The sequence below is a fragment of the Leptospira ognonensis genome (genome assembly GCF_004770745.1).
In the GTDB taxonomy this organism is placed as follows: Bacteria; Spirochaetota; Leptospiria; order Leptospirales; family Leptospiraceae; genus Leptospira_A; species Leptospira_A ognonensis.
On record NZ_RQGD01000002.1, the window covers coordinates 91,633 to 114,398 of the forward strand.

Here is a 22,766-nt window from a genome sequence, read left to right on the forward strand (position 1 = left end):
TCCAATCAACGAGGAGAGATTTTAGTATGAGATTTGCAAAAGAAATGGCCTTTTATTCGGCCTACCACCAAGAAAAAAGGAATGTATGGATTCATGTCCTTGGAGTTCCGACGATTTCATTTACTTTGTTTTTGGTTTTAAGTCGTTTTCACTTATTTACTTTGGCAAGTATTGATGTGTCTGCATCTGCTATTTTCGTTGTGGGCATTCTTGCTTATTATTTCAGTCTTGATTTTTTATTTGCCTTAACCTCCAGCGTTCTGTTTGGTGCCTTGTTCGTACTTGCGGAGTATCTAACCAGGTCCATGACACCTGAAATGGCTTGGTCTCTTTTTGGTGCCGGGCAGATCCTTGGGTGGGGAGCACAATTTTATGGACACTTTATTTTTGAAAAGAGTAGACCCGCTCTCTTTGATAATCTATTTCAGGCGCTCGTTTCCGCTCCTTTGTTTGTTGTTGCAGATGTATACTTTGAGTTAGGTTATAGAAAAGATTTAAAAGATGCCATTGAACAAGAGTTAAAAAATCGTGGTGTCTGGAAAGACTTCTCTAAGCTTCAGTCTGCTTAAAATTTTGTGCAAAAGCAAACTCGAAAATTCTCGCTTCTTCCAAGGAAGCGAGAAGGCGGTACTCCAAACATTTTTTTAAATGTTTTACTCAAATGAGATTGGTCTGAGAAGCCTGCTGCGTGTGACGCATCCGTTAAATTAGTACCAGTTTGGAGTAGCCTGGCTGCAATATGCAATCGTTTCCATAAGAGGTATTGTCTAAGTGGAATCCCAAACTGTTCTTTGAACCAGTGCATGAATCTGTCTTCTGAAATCCCTATTTGTAAAGCTAGATCTGATACTCCTATGGGCTCAGGTAATCGACTTTCAATCAATTTCAAAGCAGATTTCATTCGTTCATTTTGTTCTAACTCTTGGGAATTTTCCATGCCAAAGCGATTTAAAATATTATAATATAGGGTATTTGCCTGAGAGCAGTCCATGTTACCTGCGAGCAGTTGGTCGAGTTGGGGAATTAAGTCTAAAAACAAATCTCGTTTAAACCTTCGGGTTCTTTCCTTACCCAAAGAATTTTTAATCGATTTGTAGTCGGAACTTTTTGGATCAAACTGCAAGACGATCATATCGGAATTTTCAGCAAGAAGTGCATGGTAATGATTAGGAGCAATGAGTATGGCATCGCATTCATAAGGAATGCCATTCCTTTCGAGTATTTGAAACGTATTTCTCTGAGTCAGGAGAAGAGATACGGCATAGTGCGAATGCGACTCAGTGACAAGCCCTCTACACCCGAGTAAAATTCTCTCACCGAAATAAAAAAGACTTCCCAACTTTTCAGAATCCATTCCCCTATCTTAGATTTAATTCAATAGATTGCAAGGATTTACAAAACCAATGAAAGCATTAATCTGCCTTGGACTCTTTTTACTTTTGTCAAATCAAAACAGCGCCGATCCTGCAGATATAAGTTTGGATTGGAAACCCGTTTCGCCTAGTTATTTATGGAACAAAATTGCCTTCAAGGAAGAATACGGAAAAGTATCGCTCTTTGATTCTGTTGTCTATTCACCAGGGAAATTATTTTACCAAGCACAGAATGAAAATAATGAAAACCAAATCATACGAATCGATTTAATTAGCGGGGAAAAGAAAATTTTTCCCTTTCCTGAGGGCAAAATTATTGGTTGGTCCTTCCACAACAGAGGGCTCCTAATACTGACAAAAAAGAAGTTAAGCTTTTATGATCCAGAAAGTATGGTCAAAATAAGGGAGGTTCCGTCTTCGATCCAATCGAATAACTTCAGAGATATTCTTGTGCTCTCTGATGTTTTACATTCCTTTCAAAACAAAAAAGTTTTTACCTATGATCTTCAAACAGGAAATAAACTGGATGAAAAAGATTTTCCTCACGATGCCGTTCAAAGAGTGGTGCGCATAGATGAAAACACCTTGGCCCTTTACTCCTCTTATTGGGGTAATAAACTAAAACTAATCAATTCCAAGACCTATGCCTTCATAAAAGAAATAACAATTCCAACAAACCACCGTTCTTTGTTCAAATTAGTTTATACAGAAAAAGAAAGGTTTTTGGTTCTCGACCCATTAACCCAAAATTTTTCTGAGTGGATGGAGTTTGGGGGAGTGATCGTGGGCGTTTCAGATGGACTTGAGATTGTTACAAGTCCCGCTGCCGCAAGATTCTCTCCTATTGAAAATTTCATAGAATACAAGTTGGAGATCACTGCAAAAGAAGACATACCAGAGACAGTGATTCATTTTCTATTGCCGAGAGAAAACACCTACTCTCAGGAAGTTTCAGAAGAGAGATATTCAAAGGCAAGCGAGGTAAGCCGAGATGCGTTTGGAAATCGCATCCTTGCATTGAGTGTGCCTGCTCTAAAGAAAGGGCAAGTATTCTCTCACTCTCCTTATGAAGCTAAACTGAAGCGGTTTAAAATCTCGTTTGCTCTAGACAATCTAGAGCTCGAAGTAAAAGATCTCGAAGTTCCTGACTCTTTGTTACAATACACTAGAGACTATTCCTTATTAAAATTTACAGATGAAATCGTCATTGGAAAGAGAAATCAAATTTTGGGGGATTCTACAAAACTAAAGGATGTTTTAAAAAATACGATTGTATATGTCTCCTCGATACCGTATAAAGCGGGCGCTTTCTCTTCGGCACCTATTGTGATTGAAAAAAACAATGGCGGATGTACAGAACATTCTTATGTGACTATGGCATTTCTTCGCAGTATCGGTATACCATCTCGACTCGTATGGAATTATTTACCGACGGAATCGAGCGATCGTATTTTCTTAAATCATAAGTTTGTCGAAGCTTGGTTACCAAAATATGGCTGGATTCCCTTAGAACCATTGGCGCCTCCCTTCCAGAAACCAGGATCCACAAGCGCTCGTCATGTGATCTTTGCCGGACTCGAAAAAGTATCCTTAAAAGAAATAGCCGGCGGAGATCGTCTTTTTAATCTTTCCCCTGCCGATCTACCTCAAGCCAAAAAAATGTTACTTCGGTTTGACATCATCAAATCGGGAGTCGGTGAGATACTCGAGAAAGATATGTTGAAAATCAAATCTGTCCCAAAAATTAATGGAACTGAAACTGTGATTCCCTAATCCTTATTTATTGTCTTAGGATCCAGTTTTCGCCATTATTTGGACCAGATTTCCGAATAAAGAGACGTTTTTCTACACTCACTCCGAGCAAGACCTGATAGATGTCGGAGAGAATAGGCCTTGAGGAATAATAACCATGACCAAGACCGCCAACTCCCAGAACGGGAGAATCTACTTCATTTACGTTAATGACATCAACGTTATCATATTTGAAACACATTCCGGCACGAGAGCCACCATTTACTTTCTGTGATGCGATAAGTGCATTGTCACCTGGTGAACAGTAGAGGGTCACACGATTTGAAATATTTACGAGGAGAGGTGAAATTTTCGAAAATTCAGCCTTATCAAAATCAGGCGCATTTAAAATGAGCTGGTCGATGAATTTTTTTCTACCGTCCACGGCATTTTTTGCAAGAGCGGGAAGAACGACCTGGTGGCCCATGCTGTGAACGATAAGATGTATCTTTTTTTTAGTTTTTTCAAGTTTTGATAGGAAATCTGAAAAGGGTTCGCGATTTAATTTGGCTTCTGTGAAGTTACTTTCGTAAACCGACTTGATCATTAATTGGTTGATGATGCTTGCTTCCGAGCCAGCAGGCCAAGAGTAGAGGATCACTTCACCAGGAAATTTCAAATCATAACGAATCTGCCCTGCACGTACCACGGCCTCTTCGAAGTTTACATTAAATCCATGCACAAAGACTAGAACCTCGTCGAAAGGATGTGCAGAAATTTTATTGAAGAATTCTTCTTCTTTTTTATCGTTCTTTCCCATCAATTGAAAAAATTGATTTTTATCTTGAGTGTTATTGATTGTGATATCACCAACAGCATGTTTTGCGGGGATGCTGATCATGCACTCACCATAGTGTAAACGATTATCAGTTAGAAATCCGTAAAATTCGGAATCACAGGCAGGATTGGAACTAAATTTTTCTCTCCTGGTTGTGATAAAGTTGACGAACATGGTTTTTGTATCATCAAAACTTTCCAGCATGCGCTTGTTAATGAGCTCGCCCGGCGTCGGTGTCACACAACCTACGAGTAATAGGGTCGAGGCAAAGATTGAGACGAGGAGTGCGTTAAATTTATTTTTTTTCATAATTATTTGTAAGAAAACCCTTTTATAATTTTAGTAGGATTGATATTTTTGCCATCCTTGATGACTTCAAAATGCAAGTGTGGACCAAAACAATATCCAGTGCAACCCGATCTTGAAATGACTTTGCCAGTCGATATATAATCGCCAGACCTTACGTATAAACGACTATTATGCGCATAAAGCGATTGATAAGAGTCATCATGCTGGATCATGACTACGTTTCCGTAACCACCCATCCAGCCCGAGTAGATGACTCGTCCCTTTCGTGCTGCCATCACAGGTTCGTAATTGGCTCTTAGATCCAATGCCATATGAAATTTATATTGAGGATAAGACCTCGTTCCCCATCCTGAGGTGATGACTCTTGAGGCAACAGGAAATCTCCAGAGTGGACCGGCTTCCGGAATCACAGCCCCGGGTAAAAACACCTTTTGCCCAGATTTTAGCAAATCGAAATCTTCGAGTGAATTTTCAGAGTAAACATCCTCCATTTTTACTTTATAAAAATCGGCAACTTTTGCAAGAGTATCACCTTTTTTCAATTTGTAAACTAATCCTTGTTTGTTGGGTATGTTTAGGATCTGACCGGCTACAAGTAATACATCTGGTTGGATGCTGGAAGAACCAGCAATCGATTCTACCGAGACATGGAATTTATTGGCGATTTCAGTAAGCGTTTCATTTTTTTTAACCTTGTACTGAATGACCTTAAGTTTTTTAGCTTTGTCTTCCGAGGGGAGATCGAGTTCTGCTGATCTTAGAATCGCGAATTTACGATCTTCCGTTTCTTGTAAGTATTTTTCATCCGCAGCTTTTGCTTCTTTATCTTTTGTGTCATTTTCTTGTACTTCCTCTGTTAAAGTTCCCGATTCAAATGCAAGGTAACTTTCGTTATAGTTTGGCTTGTCCCAGATTAAACTGCATAACAGAGCTATGAAGCTGGAATAAAAAAAGAGAGGGAGTACACGGTACCTTTTCCTGTGGAAGTCAATGGTTCCGTGAATGACTGTGGATTGAAATTGAAAATTATAAAAATAATTACCAGGGGAAAGCTGAATGATGCTAAGATTCCCCCATCGTAATACATGCTTCCCGATCGTAGTTTTTTCTGGTGATCGAAGTAACATTATACCAACAAAAATTGATTATTCTTTAGAATCTAATGATTTGATTCCACCAAATGATTCTTCAACGATTTTGCGAACGTCCTTTTTTTGGCCGCCTGTTATGGTAATGTTACCTTTCGCTACGACCCCTTTTTGAAGTTCCAGATAAGGAGCAGTGATATCACCTAACATACGTCCTGTACCTTCAAGTTTTACTTCATTTTCGGCCTTAATATTGCCAATCAGAGTTCCAGAGATGATGACTTCTTTGGCACTAATGTTTGTCTTTACCTTTCCCGTTTCGCCAATTACGAGCGCGTCTTCCGTTTTGATATCACCTTCGAATTTTCCGTCGATTCGAAGTGAGCCAGCAATGTAAAATTTACCTTCGAAAATCGAACCTGGCCCGATAACGCTATTTATGGAGTCTTTGTTGATCGCCATTCCTGTTCCTTATATCCTTCTGTGAGAATCAAAAAATTTGTCATATCTGACAAGCCTTTTTAGTAATCTATATCCTCATCACCGCTAAAGAGGCTTTTCTTTTTCTTCTTTTTGGCAGTCGTTTGAGGAACAACCGCTTCTACCTTTGGTTTGTTCGCATTTACGCTGACTTTGGGTTTCGGAGTGGTTCCCTGTGGCCTGACGGAGGGAGTTTCAACGACATTCCAGCTAGATCCATGGTCATTGCAGATGTCCTTAGGAACCGTGCTCGGGATGAAACCTTCTTCCATGGTTTCATGGCACTGGGGGCCAGGAAGTTTACCCGACATGGTGCAAATCGTGCGGCGGACTATGTTTACAGACTTTGCCCATTCGAATTCTGCTCTTGGCTCCCGTTCCAAGGCACGTGCCATAAACCTTCCCCAGACAGGGGCAGAAAGTCGGCCACCTGTCATCCCACGTCCTAGTGAAATGGTACCGACATCATAACCAAACCAAACAGAGGTGACAAGTTCGGGGGTATATCCGACAAACCAAGCATCTCGGAAATTATTTGTGGTTCCCGTTTTCCCATAAGCCTTGCGATTCAATCCATAGGACATGGCACTTCGTCCCGTTCCTTCGGTAATGACATCGCCCATCATATCCGTAATGAGATAAGCTGCTTCGGGTGAGATTACCTGTTTGCGATCCGAATCATCGAATTCTTTTCGGTAGTCTTTGATGATCTCTCCATATTGATTTTCTACGTAGAGGACAGAAAGTGGATTCACAGTCTTTCCACCAGAGGCGAGTGCCGTATAAGCACGTGTCAGTTCATAGGGTGTCAGTTCAAAACTCCCAAGGGAAACGCTGAAATTATAAGGTATATCTCGCCCTGGAAGTTGCAATAACCCACGAAGCGTATCCATAATATTTGAGAGTCCGATTTGCTCTAAGACGCGAACCGCAACCGAGTTTTTTGACTGTTCAAGTGCTTTTCGAAGCAACACAAAACCAGAATATTCTGAACTATAGTTTTCGGGTGCCCATTCGTCACCATCTTCCATTAAATATTGTAATGGTGAGTCGACAAATAGAGTAGCAGGTGTTACATTTTTAATCGGGTCTGGATTTTTACCTGAATAGTCCATGGCAGCTGCATATAAAATCGGTTTAAAGGCAGACCCTGGTTGGCGAAACGCTTGGAAGGATCTGATTTGTTGGTTATCGGATCGAAATCCGGAACCACCGACCACTGCTGTAATATAACCAGAATTTGGTCTAATCGCGATAAGTGAACCTTCCACGGGAAGCAAGTGATCCTGGGTTGATTGATTGGAATAGTTTTTGTCCAATAATTCTCCCAGGTCATCATCGCCTGATAAAAGATTTAGTGTGGAAAAAACATCTCGAATCTCTTCCTGATAGGCAGATTGAAATGTGCGTTCCGTCCGAGAGATTTTAAACTTAAATTCTGGAATATCATGAAGGTCAGAAATGATATCGTAACTTGCACCAAATTGGTCATCGAAGGCATCAACATTTCTAAATGCTCTCTGGTTTGATTCCAGAGTTTGCTGTTGCAAGGCGGGTTTCATTGCTTTTTCCGCTTCCTCTTGGTGACGAATCTGGATCGTCGAATAGATTTTTAAACCGCCATTATAGAGTCTGTCTTTTCCTATCGTCTTGAGTAAATTTTTACGAATGTATTCCGTAACATAAGGAAACCGGTTTAAGCGATCTGAAAAGGCAGAATCATTGGGCGATCGATTCAGATTCGCATAATAATCCATAAGCGATATATATTCTTTTTCTGCATCCGCGACGGAAAGCCTACCGTTCTCAATCAACTTTTTAAAAACAACCCGAACTTTCTGAACACTGCTGAGCGGATTGGTAAGAGGGCTAAATTGTGTCGGCCTTGTCGTGAGACTGGCGAGAATTGCTGCCTCACCCCAACTCACATCTTGAATTTCTTTCCGAAAATAAAAACGCGAAGCGGCTCCGACACCTATTGTTCCGTGACCAAGCGGAATCTCATTCAAGTAAACTTCTAAGATTTTATCTTTAGGATAGGCAAACTCAAGTAACATTGCAAGCCAGGCTTCCCTTGCTTTTCTGGCGATCGAACGTTCAATCGTTAGGTACTTTAATCGTGCCACCTGCTGTGTTATGGTAGAGGCACCTTCTTTAACACGTCCCGCAAGAATGTTCACGACAAAAGCTCTGGCGATTCCCTTCAGATCAATACCGCTATGTGAGTAAAATTGGTTGTCTTCAGTGGATAAAAAACTTTGGATGACCTTGTTTCTATGATCTCCGAGACTTTGTGTTTTTTCGGGAGGAAGGGCCTTTAAGTCGACAGGAATTCTTGAAAATTTATAATACTCAGCAATGGGTTCATATTTGCCATTATCGCCAATCGCGTATAAGATGGACGGAATGTCATAGATAGCGGCTTCCTTCAATCGAAAGAAATCCTTTACTGAGGCAGTGAGTAAAAATACATCTAATGCTAGAATTACAACTATCGCAATGGCTGTATTACGAACAGGCCGACGGCCTTCCCAGATCCAGGCTGTGATATCTCTGAACCAGATGATAAATAATTTTTCAAAGACTCCGTTTGCTTCTTGTTTCACGTAAGTTTCTCGTAGATCTCTCTATTTACATTAAAGGGGAAAATTCTGTCATGGTGGTGATACCTTGGTATCTGAGACCAGTATCTAAATTGTATCCACCATAGGTTTCCAAAATCTTCGATCGACTCTCTGGCGAAAAGCTATATTCGTAAGCGCGAGTGAGGATTTCTTTCGCTTTCAGGCTCGCTTGGTTTAGCAATTCAATGAAGGAGTCCTCGAAAACCAATTTAGAATCAGCCGGATAATGCCAACTTCGTTTTTCATCATTCATGATTTTAGGGTTTACCGTTTCACGAGCGGGTAACATAAGAACGCCAGCCTGGTATTTGTGAAAGGTCAGTTGGTCCACCATGTTTACGAGACCACGCATGAACCGAGATCGCGAGTCCAAGGTGGAAGTAAATCTATAGAATCCCATATAAGAATCGTTTAATATATCACCAGGTATAATCTTCTTTTCTGATCCTAAATATTGCGCGGCAAACTCAGTCGGAAATGTGGTTTTAAGGGCTGACAACCAAAATTGCCAGAGTATGGGATCCATTTTGTTTTTAATTCCCACCGTTCGGTGGCGGATATCAATGTATTGGGGGAAATCATATTCCTCGGGGCTCATACCCCAGCGGTAATGTAATAATAAGCTGTCGAGACCAAACTCAACTCGCATATGATTGATTTGCGCCTGATAAGAAATCTTCTTATCGTCATTATAATAATCGCCTGAGATATAAAAAATATAAGGATGGGTTTGTATATCCACAACGCAGTGGCAGATATAACCAAGTGTAAATGCTAGGTACCGATCCCGGTAGAGTGTCATCTCGGTATCATTGATTTCATCAAGGAAATTTAGGATAAGCTCTGTTACACGAGAGTGATGTGCAAGGTCGCCCCAGAAGGCTGCTTTTTTTGTCAGTTGGGGTCTTAGCACATGGTAAAAATAGAATATATCTGGAGCCACGGCGCCAAGATAGGCGTATGAGGAAACTTCAGGTCGGTTGAGAAGGGCAGCAATCTTTCTCTGGGTGGCATTTCCATGTTCGAGGTGTTTTTTGACCTGAGAGAGTGCTTCTATGTGTGTGATCTTTCCTGCCATAACCTTTATTTTTGACTTTTAAGAATGGAACCTTTTTTAAGGATTATCTTAATTCCTATGACATCAATCGAAAAACTTAAGTTTTTACCAGAAGCCCAAGTGCGGTCCATCGCAGAGACCTTTGGAACCCCCGTTTTTGTTTATTCACAGACCGAAATTGAAAAAAAATGTGAAGAAGCTTTACAATTTCCCAATGCCTTTGGGCTTGAAGTGCGCTATGCCATGAAGGCAAATCCCAATGCCAACATTTTAAAAATTATGAAAGCAAAGGGTATTTGCATAGATGCCTCTTCAGAATATGAAGTAACTAGGGCCCTTGCCTGTGGCTTTTCACCTGCTTCCATCATGATCACTTCCCAACAATTCCCAAAAGATTTAGAGAGTTTCGTAAAGGCCGGAGTAATTTTCAATGCATGCTCTCTCAAACAATTAGAAGCTTACGGTAAGTCCTTTCCAGGCGGTTCTTTGTCGATTCGATTCAACCCAGGACTAGGTTCTGGTCATACCAAAAAAACCGATGTCGGAGGAGTCGCCTCGGCATTTGGAATCTGGCATGAAAAATTGTCTGAAGTAAAGGAATTGGTTCGGAAATACAACCTGCGTGTAACAAAAGTTCATACACATATTGGTTCTGGAAGTGATCCAGAAGTTTGGAAAGCTGTGGCAAAATATACTTTAGAATACGCAGAAGCTTTCGAAACAGTGACAACAGTTAGCTTAGGCGGAGGGTATAAAGTGGGAAGGATGGAGGATGAAAAGTCCACTGACTTGCAAAAAATTGGGGAACCAGTAAAACAACAGTTTATCGAGTTTGCAGAAAAGCACGGCCGAAAGTTGAAGCTGGAAATCGAACCTGGAACCTTTCTGATCGCACTTTGCGGCTCACTCATCGCTTCTGTAGATGATAAAATAGATACAGGTAGTAAAGGATACACCTTCCTAAAATTGGACACAGGAATGGATGCAAACACAAGACCTTCACTTTACGGGGCAAGGCACCCGCTCATAACTGTGAAGCGAGGAGGCGAGGCAACTGGTAAGATTGAAGAATACGTTGTCGTTGGACATTGCTGCGAATCGGGTGATCTTTTCACACAGAAAGAAGGTGGAGAGGCAGTGACTAGAACTATGGCGGAAGCCGAGGTAGGGGACCTTGTTGTGATGGAAGCAGTCGGAGCGTATTGTTCCAGTATGTCTACAAAAAATTATAATAGCTTTCCTGAAACAGGGGAAGTCCTTCTTACACAAAGCGGTGAGGCAAAGCTGATTCGTAAAAAGCAGGAAGTTTCAGAAATTTATAAAAATGAGATATTGGTAATTTAAGTAACATGCGCAACATCCATGCGATCATACTTGCTGGAGGAACTGGTACTCGGTTAGGTGGTGACAAGCCGAAACAATTCCTTGAGATCGCTGGAAAACCGCTTATACTTTATTCACTTGAAAGGTTTAAAAATTGGGGACTATGTAAATCCATAACCATTGTTTGCCATGCAGATTGGATCCTATTTATGGAAAAAACAGTTGGTGGACATCTTGAGGGCAACGATCAGATCATTGAGGGTGGAAAAACGAGACACGAATCCACACTTAAGGCCCTACGAAGTCTGATCTGGGATCAGGAAGATATTCTTATGATTCACGATGCGGCAAGACCTTTCTTTCTCAGTTTAGAGCTCGACGAACTGATTGGCTCAGCTCGAATCTATGGCGCAAGTACACTCGCGCTGCAGGCAACAGAGACAGTAGTCCTTTCTAAATCGCAGGGGAGTTATACAGAATCATCCATTCCACGTGACGAATTGTTTTTTGTCAAAACCCCACAAGCGGTTACGGGAAGTATTTTGCATAGATTGCTGGCGCTAGGTGACATTCCGAACGAACAACATCCGACAGATCTCTGTTCTTGGGTCGAAAGACTCGGAGAAAAAACAGGAATCGTCTTATGCGATCCAAGGAATATCAAAGTGACTAGGAGCGAAGATACAGAGGTGGTTTTAAATTACTTAAACTCTTAGCGTCCGTGGAAGATTCTAAATTTCTGCTTCCAAACCCAAACTTTAAATTTCGCCACATTTTCTACCGATTCGATTTGCAACCCATATCCTTTTGGTTTTCCATAACGCGCGTTTGGGTTTGACCATCTGACTATTCCTTTTAAGGCGATGTTACCAGAACGGGTATGAATTTTGATCGAAAGCGGGACGTTCAATTCGTAGACGATTTCGGATTTGATATAGAGACCCTCGGTGGAAATGTTTACGAGTTCTCCTGTAGATTCATTTGCTTCTGTTTTACCAGCAGAGATTTCATTTTGGACCGGATATCTTGGAGAAAAAACACGAGCGAGAAATTTTAAAAACTCTTCTCTGATCTCTTTCTGGTTGGATTCAAAATGAAAGCGAATCCCCGCGGTTTCCATTCCCTCATCATCCCTATCAATGCGGATCACTTCCCCTTTGATCCCTATGTCCATCAGTTCTCTTTTTTCATTTTCAAGTTTAAGGTTGATGGCAATCCATTCCCCTTCTTTCAAACCGTGTTCGGAAACGAGAGGAAGAAGGGCTCCCGTTCCGGAAACATTAATCGTAAAGCCGTCACCGACTTTTTCGGAGTTGTTTGTTTGCCAATGGAAAGGAATCGGATGTGTTTCCCGGTAACCACCTCGCCACCCTCTATCAATGGAACTTAAATAAGGTGCCGAAATCTCTCTTCTTAAAAAATAGAAAATCGCGCCTAGAGTGATGGAGGTAAAAATCGCATTGCCTATGATTTCGGGAGTTTGCAAACGTACGCCTGCTAGGAATAATTTTTTCCCAAGACTGATCCAAGCGATCATCCAAACATTATACGAAGCAAGAATGGTCGCAAATAAGAGAAAAAGATAATACCCAAATTTCTTTTTCGTCAGAAGACCGTAAGCAATGATGATGCTGAGTCCAGAAAGTACGTATTGTAAAGGCTGGATGCGTTCAAAGACATGAGTCCAATTTTGATGGCTTAGATCATACAGCGCCGCAGTAAAAAATAAATTCAAAATCGGAATGGAGATGAACAGAATAGATACGAAAAGAATCGGAACCGGGTAGTTAAAAATACGTAAGGACATTGGCAAAAAATATCAACGAGCCAAGAGCAAAGTCAAGAATTATTTGAGCTTAGTTTTTAGGCATTCACTCCGTTTTTGGGGTCTCTACGGGTGCGCCTGTCAAAGAAGGATCTATGGGTATCGGCAATTCGGCGGGGGGCTCTTCTCCTTCGCCAACATTCTCGTTAGGCGTTTCGCTGGAATTAACGTTTGTTGTATTGCTTTTGTAGAGATCCATCTGATTTATCATTTCATGCAATTCCTGTTTTCTTTCCTCTACCTTTTCTTCCACTTCGGTTAAGCGACGAATGACACTATTGAGAAGCACAGATAAGAACCCTGGACTATGATTTCCCATTCCTAAAAATACAGTTTTTGTGATGATCCCCACCTTTGTATCGTCTGAAATTGCTATGACATTGGCGGCACGGGGTGCCCTTTGGATGAGCGCAAGTTCACCAAAAAATTCACCAGGACCAATTTGGCGTAATATGAGTTCTTCACCCATTCCCGTGGTTTTAGTGACCATAAGTTTTCCAGAAAAGACAAAATACATGATGCCATTGGAATCTTCTCCCTCACTAAAGACTTTCGTATCCTTTGGGAAGTGTTTAACGGCAACGGAACTTAAATAGTTTTTGATGTGTTCATTGCTCAACGTCGTGATCCTTTACCATTTCATTAATCATTTTTTCAATTTCCGTGAGTCTTGCTTCTGCTCTTCTAAGTTTATCAACGGAGCTTCTGAGAAGGTGAAAGAGAAATTGTGCATTGATGCGTGCTAATTTTTCAAACTGGTCTTCACGTAGGATGCCGAGCCTAGCTTGTGCGGAGACAACACTGATGGTCATCGCACGCGGTCTGCGTGTGATCAGGGCCAATTCCCCAAAAAACTCACCAGGTCCCAGTCCACGGATGACTTCCTGCATCCCGTCCGGATTTTTTTTTGTGACAGCAAACATACCTTGCATGATGCAAAACATACTACCATCATGTGCATCGCCTTCGCGGAAAATGATATCCCCTCTCATGTAAACTTGAGTGGAGATGTTTTGCATATATTCAAGAATGTTCATTTTGATCTGTAAAAGGAAAAGATTAAAAAGTGGGGAAGGGCTGTCATTCGCAAATTTTCAAATTTAATTCGGAGAAATACTAATATTACGATTTTGTGTGGCGCCTCGGCTTCGTTAGTTGGATTTGAATTCGATACTAAAAAACGATCCCGCTCGCCGCTTCCCTCTTTGCTTTGCAAAGGAGGTCCGCGTTGATCGGTGGCGCAGGGTTTTGTTCACCTAATATAGGATATTATATTAAACCCAATATCCTTCTTAGATTGCCTCCCGCAGGAGAGTGTCACATCTAGGATACTTTTTGTGATCCTCGATCAGATGGACTGAGATTAGACAGTGGGAAACATTTGCACTGTCACCTTCTCCCAATACTCCTCCAAAATTTCTAGATCCACCGCCCATTCTGCAAGCTCTTCTGTTTTGAATTTATCAAGTCCACTGAGAAGGGCAGTCACTAAGTTTACCTGTAAGTCCATGATATCGTCTTCGATTTGTTCTAGGTGTGCTTCGATGCCTTCTTCTATTTGGATTTTGCAGTCGAGGATCGGGTGTTTCATGGTGGTCTCCTTACAGAGAATAGTATAGTGAGGAGGTGGGACAAAATGGGAGGGGTGTATCTCAAAACGGTTCAAGTCCGTCGGACATTATACTTGATGAAAATTGGAATTAGGTGAAGGGGTAAAGAAAAAGCAATGTTGCGGGAACGGAGCCAGGGATGGCGGAGTGGTCTGCCTTGGGGCATGGACGTCTCCTAGCAGACGAGCGACATTACTTTTTCTTTTGCGGGCGGAGGGACTTGCCCTCTCTGTGGTTTTGCCTTCATGGCAAAACACACTCCGAGTCACGGAAACCTCGACCTCAGCCCTCCTGGCTTCGTTCCAAGAAAACTCGCTTCCTATGGGTCGCTCCTTTTCTTGCTCGGTTTCCCGTTCAAGTCCCTCGAATTTAGTATGGAATCTGAATTTTATATAAGGAAGGATTATCTTATTGCGGGCGGAGGGACTTGAACCCCCATGCCTCTCGGCGCCAGAACCTAAATCTGGTGCGTCTGCCAATTTCGCCACGCCCGCAAAGTGTCGTATAGGCAGTCTCCAAAATGGCCACAGACTGTCCAGAAGTAATTAGCATAAGGGTTTTCTCTGCTCTTGGTCAAATCTCGGTTTTGAAACCGTATACGACAAAATTGGAACCGCAAGGGGGAGTGGGCGGGCAGTAGACGCCGTAGATGCCGGATCTGTGGTGGATGCGAACAAATACCTTCGATGTTTCCGTCCAAGGTAAGTTGTAATCGACTTCAAACATCAAGTAGTTCAACCAGGCCCGCGATTCAATGTCATCAAAATTGATCCGACCTCGGTCATAACCAACTGCCAGATTTTCTAACTTCGGATTTTGCGTGGCAACAGATTGTCCTTCGCCTAAGGCAAAACTCATAGGAAGGCCAAAGATATTTGGAATGCGTGCAATGGCTACACCTACACCTTCATAATGATTCATCGCTCCCGTATGTTTGGCCAAGAGACCCTCTAACTCAAATTCGAAGATGGAATACTTACGGTTGATCTTTCGATTCACTCCGATTCCATATATATAGGAGGGCCGGTATTTAAAATCCAAGTTAAAGGAAATCGGCGCGAGATCAGAATTAACATAGATCCCTCCAAAACCGAGTATACTGTAGTTTGGTGCAAAAAATGGTTCACTCGAAGAAAGTGTGCAAGGTAACAATAAAAATATCAAAAAAAGAAATGATAATCTTTTCATATGGGTTCAAAAATGAGTCAAATCTCCGTTAATTGGCATCGATAAAACCTATAGAATGGATTCTCGCAGATAGAGGTAAATGTAAAATTATTTTTTACGATTCCAAAAGGCGGAAAAAAAATCCCTAAAATAAAGCCTTAGGAAGTGAGATAAATACAGTTTCCGAAGCAGTCCTGCTTCTTTGAGTTTATCTATGTTGGCAAATGCCCGGAGTTTTTCTGGATTTAGAATTGTATAAACTTTTGATATTCTATCCTCTTCGAGCTGCAGATATTGTAAAAACGTAGGTACGTTATCCTTATATCCAATCACAGCTTTTTTACCATTCGCTTGGGTGAAGTAGAAGCTATCTGCTGTGCCACGATTGGCGCTTGTTTTGATTAGAAAACGAACAGTCCTTTCCAGGCCCGAAATCGGAATCCTCGCCGCATGGACTTTCCCGCCACCGTCTGAATAAGAGATGATTTCTTCTCGCATAAGACTTGATAACTTCGTAGCATCTTTCGAATAACAAGCATAAATGAATTCATCAAGAAGTTCAGCGCGTATCGTTTCCGAGGTTGTAAACTTTGATTTTCGATCCTTGAGGCTTGTTTTTGCTCTTTTTAATACCTGCCTGCAATTCTCTGGCTTTTTCCCAACAATCTCAGAAATCCATTCATATTCAAAATCAAAAGCTTCTCTTAAAATGTAAACTGCCCTCTCGATAGGATTTAATCTTTCCAGAATGACGAGGAAGGCGAAATCGATTTGATCGGTAGAGCCTCCCTCCTGTATTGTCGGAATTGGTTCAGGTAAGTAGGGACCTATGTAGGTTTCCTTTCTTCTCGCCGCTTTTTTTAGCAGATCATATGCAAGATGAGCTACCATCTTTCCTAGGTAAGCCTTTAGATTTGAAATCTCACCTAAGCGAAGTTTTTGGAAACGAAGATAGGACTCTTGTATGATATCTTCGCTATCTTGATAGCTGCCAGTAATACGGTAGACAATCGAAAAAAGATATTGTTTAAGAGAAATGAATAATGCTATATCATTCATAAGTTGGTACACTGATTATCTTTTTTTGAATCTTTTTATTTTTTGGCCATTTGTAGCTACGGAACGGAAGCCATTTTTCTAATTGAATGGAAAACAGAGTATATTTACAAATCAGTTCCTTGATATAAGAGCCAATTTTTCCTGTAAGGATAGATTCCAAAGGGGAATCTTTTTCATCTACCATTTGTATGAGTCCGTATTTTCTTCCTAGACTGACACAGCGACCAACGAATCGAAAGCGAAAAGCTTCCAATTTCCGATTTGCATTCAATCTATGGATATTTTCCGCTGCATGGACTCCCATTGGCATGGCCGTCACGCATCCCATTCGCATATTAGAATCTGCCAGGTAACAGGAATCACCCGCGACAAAGATATTTGGATACTCGGGAACTTGTAAATATTCATTCACGAATATCTGATTTCGTAGATTGGAAGGAAGGCCTGAAGACCTTCCGACTTCAGAACACGAAAAGCCAGTGGAATCAATGAGAAGTTGGCACTCTGCTTGCATTCCATTTGCAAAATAAACTTTTGATTCTTTCAATCCAAGGATCTCGGTCTGGTCTTGGATTTCAATCCCTGCTTTCGAAAATACTTTTCTTAAATACGTTTGACCTTTCAAAGAGAAAGATTGCCCAAATTTTTCGCGAGTGACAATTCCTATCTTCCAATCAGGATAACTTTCTTTCAGTTCGGTTGCCAGTTCGATTCCCGTTAGGCCCCCACCTATCACCCAGGCCATCCCTGTATTCTTTGACATATTTTGAGAAAGATCTTTCGCATTTTTCCTTGTGATTACATTGGAAATGACTCCTTTTGAAAGGGATTGGTTGCTACCCAAGGAATAGATTAGGAAATCATAACTTATTTTTTGATTAGAGTTTTCGAGTTCGATCTGTTTTACCTTTGGATGTATTTTGAGGATTCTTGCATTGAGAAAACGAACCCGTTTGTGCAAAAGTTCTTGCATGGTGTATTCTTTTTTTGTATTTCCTGCAGCGCTTTCGTGATTTCTGATTCTCTCGATAAAATGGTTTCCATCATTGATCAAAGTAACCTGAAAATTTTGATCTAACTTTGTTATTCGATTTCCTGCCATAAGCCCCGCATAGCCGCCACCTAAAATGAGTACATTTTGTTTCATATTTCCTCCGATTGGAATCAAAACAAAGACGGAATCAAGCTAGGATTTTGTGACACAAATTGGAAATTTATACGGATGTTGGAAAAAAAGAGAGGGCTTTCCAACGATGATTGATCGTCAAAAAGCCCGAATGCCAAGGAAAGAAAGGTTACTAAAAAATTAGCGGTTTAAAGGAATAAACGATACCACCATCGCTTTTGATTTGTATTCTGGTTTTAATTTTGCAATAGCTTTCTGAAGCTCACTTTTGTTAGGTGATTTTCCCATCTGGACTACAAAATATCCATTTTTATAAACGATGAATGACTTCAATTTTAGCTTTTGTGCATTCAAACTTCCTAGAAGGGTTTCTGCAGATTCTCGCGTTCCAAAGGCACCGAGCTGAACTGTATATAACTTTTCATCTGCTGAGTATTCTTTGTTAATTGATTTTTTTACTTTAACGGGAGATTGGTTACGGAATGCGACCTCTTTATGCTTAGTCTCAGATTTTTTTAAAGTAGCACTTGGCTTTGTCAAATCTACGACTTGGGTTTTTCTCTCCTCTTCCTCATCCTTTGCAGTAGAGGACTCGGCATAATAAGGATTTGTTATATTTGCTTGTGTTGTGGCATTCCCTTGGATTCCAGAGTTTGTTGCGACATCAGCCATGGGAACTTCCATGTTTTGCGATTTGGGAAGAGGAATGGATTCCTCCGCAGTCGCCTTCGTTTCTGCTTGGACAATCTCTGGAGTGGAGGCAAGCGCTTGTTGCTGCATCTGCCCGTTCTCGGATCTACCTTTCCCAACAGAGACACCCAAGAAGAAAAATGAAAAAAATAGGGCGAATAAAAATAGGGAAAGGATTCCTATTCTTTGTTTATCGAGGTTAACTACGTAAAAAACTCTTTCTTTCATAAAATTCCCTTGGCTTGGTTTCTGATAGTTTCAAAAACCTCTTTTGATTTTTTTTCTAAGTCTTCTATAGAATTATCGTTCGGTATGACGAAATCAGAGAGGCTCTTTTTTTTCTCTAATACAAGTTGAGCTGCATTTCTTTTTTCAAAATCTGCCCTCGTCATCCCCCCACGTGCCTTTACCCTTTCCCAAGCAACGGTAGGGTTTGCGGTAACGCAAACTTTAACATCACAGAGGGTGTGTGCATCCGTTTCAAAGAGGAGGGGAACCTCCCAAGCTACCAAAGACCCCGGCTCTGCCAAAGCGATTAAGTTTCGAAATTGATTGCGAACAAGGGGGTGGATGAGGGCATTCATAGCCGCAAGCATTGCTGCGTTGCTGAATGCTAATTCAGCTATTTTACTTTTAATCGGATTTCCATTTGAATCAAAGATAACATTTCCAAAAATAGCTTTTAGTTCCTCTTTTATGGGCGTGTCAGGGTCTGTGAAACGTTTGGCGAGTTCGTCTGCACTAATTCTAATGGCACCAAAAGATTCAAAGAGATGAGCAACCGTAGACTTACCGGAACCAATGTTTCCCGTGATCCCGATTAAAAATCTCCCCTCATGTTTTGACGCCATGGGTTTATATCATTTTTTAAGCCATAAAGTACAAGGATTTTTTTATTTAGATTTAGAAAAATATGCTAAAGGAAATGTGGAAACTTGCGCATGAAATGGTCCATGCGTCAAATCATCACTTAGAAATAGGGATGTCTAAATTTATTTTCCAATCTTTCCAAATCTGCGCGGAATCTTTTGGAACCTCTATCATCGGGGCATGTCCTACATCTGGTAGGATATAGATTTTATGCGGAGATTTTAGTTTTTTGTCCATAGGAATCGTACAACTTTTATCAATGACTCTGTCTTCACGTCCCCAGATAACAAGGGTAGGCGCTTTGATTTTTGGAAGGAGAGGCTCCAAGGGAAAGCCTTCGGCTCGGATTTGTGTAAATATACCTTCATTCCAGTTTCTATTTTCGATAGCGCGTTCCGTAAAATAGGTTTTTAGAGCCCCTGGAATGTAGGGCGGATTTACGAAGCTAAATTTCATCAATCGATCAAAGTCTTCTACCGAACCAACGAGGAGCGGGTTTGGCTTACCCTCTTTCACAAGTTTATATAGTTCGCTTGGTTCTGGTCCATCGACACCAGCATTATCGAATAAGGTAAGTGATGTCACCTCATCGGGATAAGTTGCTGCGTATACTCCTGCAATGCTGCCACCCATAGAATTGCCAAGTATATGGTATTTTTTTAGACCGATTTTCGTAGCAAACGCATGTAACCTTTGCACTTGGGACTTAATCGAATAGCTCTCTCCTTGAATCCGAGAATTTTCTCCAAAGCCAGGAAGATCGGGTGAGATCACTCGGTAATCTTCAGTTAAATATTTTGAAAAACGAGTCCAGTGGTCTTTATCCCCACCAAACCCATGTATGGCGAGAAGAGTTTCGTCGGACTCACCACCTTCTAGGTAAACCCATTTAAAGTCACCGATCTGAACCTCTTTTTTTGAAAGATCCGCTTTGGATCTTTCCCACATAAGGCCGGTTTTGTGAATAAAGGAAGAGCAACTGATGGTAAAAAGCAAGCCCAGTGAAAGGAGGAATATCCGACGCAAAGGTCGGAACTTAAAATGGATTGACATAAAAAACCAAAGGTTCGTTGACATTGGCACCCTCTTTCATATTTTGGTCGTAACCGAGGCCCTGTAGCTCAGTCGGTAGAGCAGAGGACTGAAAATCCTCGTGTCGGCAGTTCGATTCTGTCCGGGGCCAAGGTTGCTTTTAAACACTCTTTTTTCTTTCCTCACCCATCGTCCAAAGGCCTAAAAATTCATTATCTTCAACCCTTCGGCAGAGCTCTGGCTTATAAAGCTTCTTTACAGGCGGTTTAGGATAGATATGAATTTCATCGTTGTCGGGTATAAATGTTAACATACGAAGGATGGTATCTGTGCCTTCGATTTCATACATCGTATAAGACATCCCTTTGGAAGGGATGATTTGGCTTGTTTCTAAGTATTTTAAAGCCATATCTTTCGTTTCATTTTCTGACATAAGGTAGAATCATCTCCACCTCTGATCATTTTTATAAAACTATTTCGGGCAAGGTATTTTTTCTTGTGAACAATTTTGAATGTTTGAAACTCAGGCAACATAGGAGAAAGAAATGGCAGCAAAATTTGAAGTTTACAAAGACAAAGCAGGAGAATTCCGTTTTAGACTGAAAGCGGGAAATGGCGAAGTCATCGCAACTGGTGAGGGGTATTCCTCCAAACAGGCATGTTTAAACGGTATCAATTCCGTGAAAAGTTCAGCCGCAGATGCACCCATTGAAGAACTAGACTAAATGGTGATTTGCCTAGTTTACGAATCAGCATTTTCTTACTAGGCAAATGCATTGCAAATAGATAGGGAAAACCTAACTATGCTCGTAAGGGACCAAACCAAATGAAGTTATATGATGCAGTGAAGGAAGGCGATGTTTCCAAATTGAAGCATACCCTGTCTGATCTACCTCGAAATGCGATCAATAAAAAATATGATCTCAGCGGTGAACATCGCTTTGGTTGGACCGCACTTCATATTGCTGTAGCTAGCAATGAGATCGAGATAGCTCGACATTTGTTAGATGCTGGGGCTGATGTCAACGTCCAGGAAGATAAGGATGACCAGACTCCTTTGATCCTTGCGGCGGGTTTTGGCTACACTGCCTTGGTAGAATTATTAATTTCATACAAAGCAGATATAAATTTGCAACAGTTAGATGGTGATACACCTTTACTCAAAGCTTCGAGTGATGGCTTTACCGATATTGTAGCAGTTTTACTCAAAAATGGAGCTGACATCCATTTAACCGATAATTTGGGTTGGACACCTCTCGTTTGGGCAGCGACGAATGGCCATAAAGACATTGTTCGGATGCTGATAGAGAGTCATAACCAATCACTGGGTGAAGAAACGAACGCAGATCGCACGGCTCTTTTGATTGCAGCCAGTCTTGGAAACACAGAGATTACAAAATTACTACTGCAAGGAAAATACAATGGCTCTTCTCCGAACATTCAAAAAGCAATGATGGCAGCAGCAACCAATGGGCATTTTGATATCGTCGCACTCTTAAAAAAACTAGAATCTTAATTTCTTTTACGGAAGTATAGAAAGAACATCACTTAGGCTCCCTTCTATCAGCTTCCCTCCTGAATTTAGGATCGCCATTTCCATCATAAGATTGATCGAATTCCCGAAGTTTTCATTGACGAGGTAGCCCTGTCCATCGATCCGAAATCCAGATGTATGTTCTCGAGTTTCGATGGTTTTTTTTACACTCTCTAAGAGTGGAATGCGATTTTTAAGGAAGCCATAGATTCGTTTCTTGTTTGCGAATGCATAGCCTATCTCAAAGGCAGTTCCATCATCAATGAGAGCTCCACGAAAAGGATTGCAATTGGCAATGACAAGGCCACAGGAGTCGATGAGATTACAATTGTTCTGAAAAATAAAATCGGCTTTTTTAATGCCGAGTGCCTGGTTAGGCTCCCCATCAAAAGGGCTAATGCCTTCGAAACCAAAAGAGTTACACAATAGTTTAGCATCTCGAAAATAAGCATGAGTTTCTGGCAAAAAAACCTCTGGCCCCGCTAAATAGATTTTTTCCCTCATATGATTATCCTTACCCTACTTAAGAAAAGTAGATTCTTCTCATTGGTCCAAACTGCGGAGAAACACCAAACGAATGTTTTTGTCCAAGTTTACCTCCATCCAATAAAATTCTTGTTTTGAATTGCTCCATCTAGAAAAATGTGCCTATGAAAAAAATTTATCTAATGCTCATTCTCCTTTTTACATTAAACTGTGCGACGAGTGAAAAAGCGACTCGCTTCAATGGGATGCCTGCCGGAGATGGAAAGCCAGACCATTACCTGCGCACTACTTCCTACGGCTTAAATGCACTGATCATTTTTCCAATCAAACGAAATGCAGAATTTCCAGAATCATTGGAAACATTTTCTGATTATGCAAAAAAAAATAAAGGTACCAAATTCCGCATCATCCAAAAAGAAACAACGAAGTGGGCTTTCCTTTTACCTCCATTTACATTTGTTTTGACACCAGTTGTGACTGAGCTTGTGGGTGAAGTTTACGATTAAACCTTTTTTCATGTTTGTCAGAATCAGTCTCTTTTTAA

The 22,766-nt window shown here is 41.1% G+C and carries 25 protein-coding genes and 2 tRNA genes; 8 read left to right on the forward strand and 19 right to left on the reverse strand.

Annotated features, from left to right (window positions below; genetic code table 11):
- The first annotated feature begins 26 nt into the window (after positions 1–26).
- Positions 27–569, forward strand: a complete 543-nt coding sequence (locus EHQ58_RS00525) for an Mpo1 family 2-hydroxy fatty acid dioxygenase (RefSeq protein ID WP_135621382.1) — start codon at positions 27–29, stop codon at positions 567–569.
- On the opposite strand, the gene EHQ58_RS00530 is transcribed toward EHQ58_RS00525, so the two are convergent.
- Positions 566–1,354: a helix-turn-helix transcriptional regulator gene (locus tag EHQ58_RS00530; RefSeq protein WP_135621383.1), complete on the reverse strand. Its 789-nt coding sequence runs from the start codon at positions 1,352–1,354 to the stop codon at positions 566–568. The genes EHQ58_RS00525 and EHQ58_RS00530 overlap by 4 nt on opposite strands.
- A gap of 49 nt (positions 1,355–1,403) precedes the next feature.
- Between EHQ58_RS00530 and EHQ58_RS00535 the strand changes: the two genes are divergently transcribed.
- Positions 1,404–3,146, forward strand: coding sequence for a transglutaminase family protein (locus tag EHQ58_RS00535; RefSeq protein WP_135621384.1), 1,743 nt, complete (start codon positions 1,404–1,406; stop codon positions 3,144–3,146).
- 7 nt (positions 3,147–3,153) lie between these two features.
- Here the strand turns inward: EHQ58_RS00535 and EHQ58_RS00540 are convergent, their stop codons facing one another.
- Genes EHQ58_RS00540 through EHQ58_RS00560 form a run of 5 tightly spaced genes read right to left on the reverse strand, consistent with a single transcriptional unit; the run spans position 3,154 to position 9,521 of the window.
- Positions 3,154–4,251, reverse strand: coding sequence for an alpha/beta hydrolase (locus EHQ58_RS00540; RefSeq protein WP_135621385.1), 1,098 nt, complete (start codon positions 4,249–4,251; stop codon positions 3,154–3,156).
- Positions 4,252–4,253: 2 nt separating this feature from the next.
- The gene (locus EHQ58_RS00545) at positions 4,254–5,378 is read right to left on the reverse strand and encodes a M23 family metallopeptidase (RefSeq protein WP_135621386.1); all 1,125 of its coding nucleotides are present in this window, start codon (positions 5,376–5,378) and stop codon (positions 4,254–4,256) included.
- A gap of 18 nt (positions 5,379–5,396) precedes the next feature.
- Positions 5,397–5,801 carry a bactofilin family protein gene (locus tag EHQ58_RS00550; RefSeq protein ID WP_135621387.1) on the reverse strand — a complete coding sequence of 135 codons (405 nt, stop codon included), beginning with the start codon at positions 5,799–5,801 and terminating at the stop codon, positions 5,397–5,399.
- A gap of 59 nt (positions 5,802–5,860) precedes the next feature.
- A complete protein-coding gene (locus EHQ58_RS00555; RefSeq protein ID WP_135621388.1) occupies positions 5,861–8,425 on the reverse strand; it encodes a penicillin-binding protein 1A in 2,565 nt (854 codons plus the stop codon).
- Between the two features lie 25 nt (positions 8,426–8,450).
- Positions 8,451–9,521: a zinc dependent phospholipase C family protein gene (locus tag EHQ58_RS00560; protein ID WP_135621389.1), complete on the reverse strand. Its 1,071-nt coding sequence runs from the start codon at positions 9,519–9,521 to the stop codon at positions 8,451–8,453.
- 57 nt (positions 9,522–9,578) lie between these two features.
- Between EHQ58_RS00560 and EHQ58_RS00565 the strand changes: the two genes are divergently transcribed.
- Positions 9,579–10,844, forward strand: a complete 1,266-nt coding sequence (locus EHQ58_RS00565; protein ID WP_135621468.1) for a diaminopimelate decarboxylase — start codon at positions 9,579–9,581, stop codon at positions 10,842–10,844.
- A gap of 5 nt (positions 10,845–10,849) precedes the next feature.
- On the forward strand, positions 10,850–11,539 hold the full coding sequence (locus EHQ58_RS00570) for an IspD/TarI family cytidylyltransferase (protein ID WP_135621390.1): 690 nt from the start codon (positions 10,850–10,852) through the stop codon (positions 11,537–11,539).
- On the opposite strand, the gene EHQ58_RS00575 is transcribed toward EHQ58_RS00570, so the two are convergent.
- The 11 genes from EHQ58_RS00575 to EHQ58_RS00625 form a co-directional block, all read right to left on the reverse strand.
- A complete protein-coding gene (locus tag EHQ58_RS00575) occupies positions 11,536–12,630 on the reverse strand; it encodes a PilZ domain-containing protein (protein ID WP_135621391.1) in 1,095 nt (364 codons plus the stop codon). The two genes, EHQ58_RS00570 and EHQ58_RS00575, sit on opposite strands and share 4 nt — an antisense overlap.
- Before the next feature lie 64 nt (positions 12,631–12,694).
- A complete protein-coding gene (locus EHQ58_RS00580; protein ID WP_167883491.1) occupies positions 12,695–13,267 on the reverse strand; it encodes a Crp/Fnr family transcriptional regulator in 573 nt (190 codons plus the stop codon).
- A complete protein-coding gene (locus tag EHQ58_RS00585) occupies positions 13,257–13,685 on the reverse strand; it encodes a cyclic nucleotide-binding domain-containing protein (protein ID WP_135621393.1) in 429 nt (142 codons plus the stop codon). The genes EHQ58_RS00580 and EHQ58_RS00585 overlap by 11 nt, the downstream gene beginning before the upstream one ends.
- 326 nt (positions 13,686–14,011) lie before the next feature.
- Complete coding sequence (locus EHQ58_RS00590) at positions 14,012–14,239, reverse strand: hypothetical protein (protein WP_135621394.1); 228 nt, start codon at positions 14,237–14,239, stop codon at positions 14,012–14,014.
- A 431-nt stretch (positions 14,240–14,670) separates the two neighbouring features.
- Positions 14,671–14,752, reverse strand: a tRNA-Leu gene (locus EHQ58_RS00595).
- Positions 14,753–14,831: 79 nt separating this feature from the next.
- Positions 14,832–15,446 (reverse strand): hypothetical protein, encoded by a 615-nt coding sequence (locus EHQ58_RS00600; protein ID WP_135621395.1) that lies wholly within the window; start codon positions 15,444–15,446, stop codon positions 14,832–14,834.
- An 87-nt stretch (positions 15,447–15,533) separates the two neighbouring features.
- On the reverse strand, positions 15,534–16,484 hold the full coding sequence (locus EHQ58_RS00605; protein ID WP_135621396.1) for a sigma-70 family RNA polymerase sigma factor: 951 nt from the start codon (positions 16,482–16,484) through the stop codon (positions 15,534–15,536).
- On the reverse strand, positions 16,477–17,631 hold the full coding sequence (locus tag EHQ58_RS00610) for an NAD(P)/FAD-dependent oxidoreductase (protein ID WP_135621397.1): 1,155 nt from the start codon (positions 17,629–17,631) through the stop codon (positions 16,477–16,479). The genes EHQ58_RS00605 and EHQ58_RS00610 overlap by 8 nt, the downstream gene beginning before the upstream one ends.
- 159 nt (positions 17,632–17,790) lie before the next feature.
- Positions 17,791–18,528, reverse strand: a complete 738-nt coding sequence (locus tag EHQ58_RS00615; RefSeq protein WP_135621398.1) for an SPOR domain-containing protein — start codon at positions 18,526–18,528, stop codon at positions 17,791–17,793.
- A complete protein-coding gene (gene coaE, locus EHQ58_RS00620) occupies positions 18,525–19,151 on the reverse strand; it encodes a dephospho-CoA kinase (protein WP_135621399.1) in 627 nt (208 codons plus the stop codon). Before coaE ends, EHQ58_RS00615 begins: the two co-directional genes overlap by 4 nt.
- Before the next feature lie 115 nt (positions 19,152–19,266).
- A complete protein-coding gene (locus EHQ58_RS00625) occupies positions 19,267–20,118 on the reverse strand; it encodes an alpha/beta fold hydrolase (RefSeq protein ID WP_246046998.1) in 852 nt (283 codons plus the stop codon).
- A gap of 162 nt (positions 20,119–20,280) precedes the next feature.
- On the opposite strand from EHQ58_RS00625, the gene EHQ58_RS00630 reads away from it, so the two are divergent.
- Positions 20,281–20,353, forward strand: a tRNA-Phe gene (locus EHQ58_RS00630).
- 9 nt (positions 20,354–20,362) lie between these two features.
- Here EHQ58_RS00630 and EHQ58_RS00635 read toward each other — a convergent pair.
- Positions 20,363–20,635 carry a hypothetical protein gene (locus EHQ58_RS00635; RefSeq protein WP_246047000.1) on the reverse strand — a complete coding sequence of 91 codons (273 nt, stop codon included), beginning with the start codon at positions 20,633–20,635 and terminating at the stop codon, positions 20,363–20,365.
- 112 nt (positions 20,636–20,747) lie between these two features.
- Here EHQ58_RS00635 and EHQ58_RS00640 point away from each other — a divergent pair, with 112 nt between their 5' ends.
- On the forward strand, positions 20,748–20,927 hold the full coding sequence (locus EHQ58_RS00640) for a YegP family protein (protein WP_135621400.1): 180 nt from the start codon (positions 20,748–20,750) through the stop codon (positions 20,925–20,927).
- 101 nt (positions 20,928–21,028) lie between these two features.
- Positions 21,029–21,718, forward strand: a complete 690-nt coding sequence (locus EHQ58_RS00645; RefSeq protein WP_135621401.1) for an ankyrin repeat domain-containing protein — start codon at positions 21,029–21,031, stop codon at positions 21,716–21,718.
- Positions 21,719–21,724: 6 nt separating this feature from the next.
- Here EHQ58_RS00645 and EHQ58_RS00650 read toward each other — a convergent pair whose 3' ends face one another.
- Positions 21,725–22,240: a nucleoside 2-deoxyribosyltransferase gene (locus tag EHQ58_RS00650; RefSeq protein WP_135621402.1), complete on the reverse strand. Its 516-nt coding sequence runs from the start codon at positions 22,238–22,240 to the stop codon at positions 21,725–21,727.
- 146 nt (positions 22,241–22,386) lie between these two features.
- On the opposite strand from EHQ58_RS00650, the gene EHQ58_RS00655 reads away from it, so the two are divergent.
- Positions 22,387–22,728, forward strand: a complete 342-nt coding sequence (locus tag EHQ58_RS00655; RefSeq protein WP_135621403.1) for a hypothetical protein — start codon at positions 22,387–22,389, stop codon at positions 22,726–22,728.
- The last annotated feature ends 38 nt before the right edge of the window (positions 22,729–22,766 follow it).

What these genes read in the sequence shown, in the direction of transcription:
- EHQ58_RS00525 (WP_135621382.1), top strand. Translation starts at nt 27, where the DNA reads ATGAGATTTGCAAAAGAAATGGCCTTTTATTCGGCCTACCACCAAGAA.
- EHQ58_RS00530 (WP_135621383.1), bottom strand. Translation starts at nt 1,354, where the DNA reads ATGGATTCTGAAAAGTTGGGAAGTCTTTTTTATTTCGGTGAGAGAATT.
- EHQ58_RS00535 (WP_135621384.1), top strand. Translation starts at nt 1,404, where the DNA reads ATGAAAGCATTAATCTGCCTTGGACTCTTTTTACTTTTGTCAAATCAA.
- EHQ58_RS00540 (WP_135621385.1), bottom strand. Translation starts at nt 4,251, where the DNA reads ATGAAAAAAAATAAATTTAACGCACTCCTCGTCTCAATCTTTGCCTCG.
- EHQ58_RS00545 (WP_135621386.1), bottom strand. Translation starts at nt 5,378, where the DNA reads ATGTTACTTCGATCACCAGAAAAAACTACGATCGGGAAGCATGTATTA.
- EHQ58_RS00550 (WP_135621387.1), bottom strand. Translation starts at nt 5,801, where the DNA reads ATGGCGATCAACAAAGACTCCATAAATAGCGTTATCGGGCCAGGTTCG.
- EHQ58_RS00560 (WP_135621389.1), bottom strand. Translation starts at nt 9,521, where the DNA reads ATGGCAGGAAAGATCACACACATAGAAGCACTCTCTCAGGTCAAAAAA.
- EHQ58_RS00565 (WP_135621468.1), top strand. Translation starts at nt 9,579, where the DNA reads ATGACATCAATCGAAAAACTTAAGTTTTTACCAGAAGCCCAAGTGCGG.
- EHQ58_RS00570 (WP_135621390.1), top strand. Translation starts at nt 10,850, where the DNA reads ATGCGCAACATCCATGCGATCATACTTGCTGGAGGAACTGGTACTCGG.
- EHQ58_RS00575 (WP_135621391.1), bottom strand. Translation starts at nt 12,630, where the DNA reads ATGTCCTTACGTATTTTTAACTACCCGGTTCCGATTCTTTTCGTATCT.
- EHQ58_RS00585 (WP_135621393.1), bottom strand. Translation starts at nt 13,685, where the DNA reads ATGAACATTCTTGAATATATGCAAAACATCTCCACTCAAGTTTACATG.
- EHQ58_RS00590 (WP_135621394.1), bottom strand. Translation starts at nt 14,239, where the DNA reads ATGAAACACCCGATCCTCGACTGCAAAATCCAAATAGAAGAAGGCATC.
- EHQ58_RS00600 (WP_135621395.1), bottom strand. Translation starts at nt 15,446, where the DNA reads ATGAAAAGATTATCATTTCTTTTTTTGATATTTTTATTGTTACCTTGC.
- EHQ58_RS00605 (WP_135621396.1), bottom strand. Translation starts at nt 16,484, where the DNA reads ATGAATGATATAGCATTATTCATTTCTCTTAAACAATATCTTTTTTCG.
- EHQ58_RS00610 (WP_135621397.1), bottom strand. Translation starts at nt 17,631, where the DNA reads ATGAAACAAAATGTACTCATTTTAGGTGGCGGCTATGCGGGGCTTATG.
- EHQ58_RS00615 (WP_135621398.1), bottom strand. Translation starts at nt 18,528, where the DNA reads ATGAAAGAAAGAGTTTTTTACGTAGTTAACCTCGATAAACAAAGAATA.
- coaE (WP_135621399.1), bottom strand. Translation starts at nt 19,151, where the DNA reads ATGGCGTCAAAACATGAGGGGAGATTTTTAATCGGGATCACGGGAAAC.
- EHQ58_RS00625 (WP_246046998.1), bottom strand. Translation starts at nt 20,118, where the DNA reads ATGTGGGAAAGATCCAAAGCGGATCTTTCAAAAAAAGAGGTTCAGATC.
- EHQ58_RS00635 (WP_246047000.1), bottom strand. Translation starts at nt 20,635, where the DNA reads ATGTCAGAAAATGAAACGAAAGATATGGCTTTAAAATACTTAGAAACA.
- EHQ58_RS00640 (WP_135621400.1), top strand. Translation starts at nt 20,748, where the DNA reads ATGGCAGCAAAATTTGAAGTTTACAAAGACAAAGCAGGAGAATTCCGT.
- EHQ58_RS00645 (WP_135621401.1), top strand. Translation starts at nt 21,029, where the DNA reads ATGAAGTTATATGATGCAGTGAAGGAAGGCGATGTTTCCAAATTGAAG.
- EHQ58_RS00650 (WP_135621402.1), bottom strand. Translation starts at nt 22,240, where the DNA reads ATGAGGGAAAAAATCTATTTAGCGGGGCCAGAGGTTTTTTTGCCAGAA.
- EHQ58_RS00655 (WP_135621403.1), top strand. Translation starts at nt 22,387, where the DNA reads ATGAAAAAAATTTATCTAATGCTCATTCTCCTTTTTACATTAAACTGT.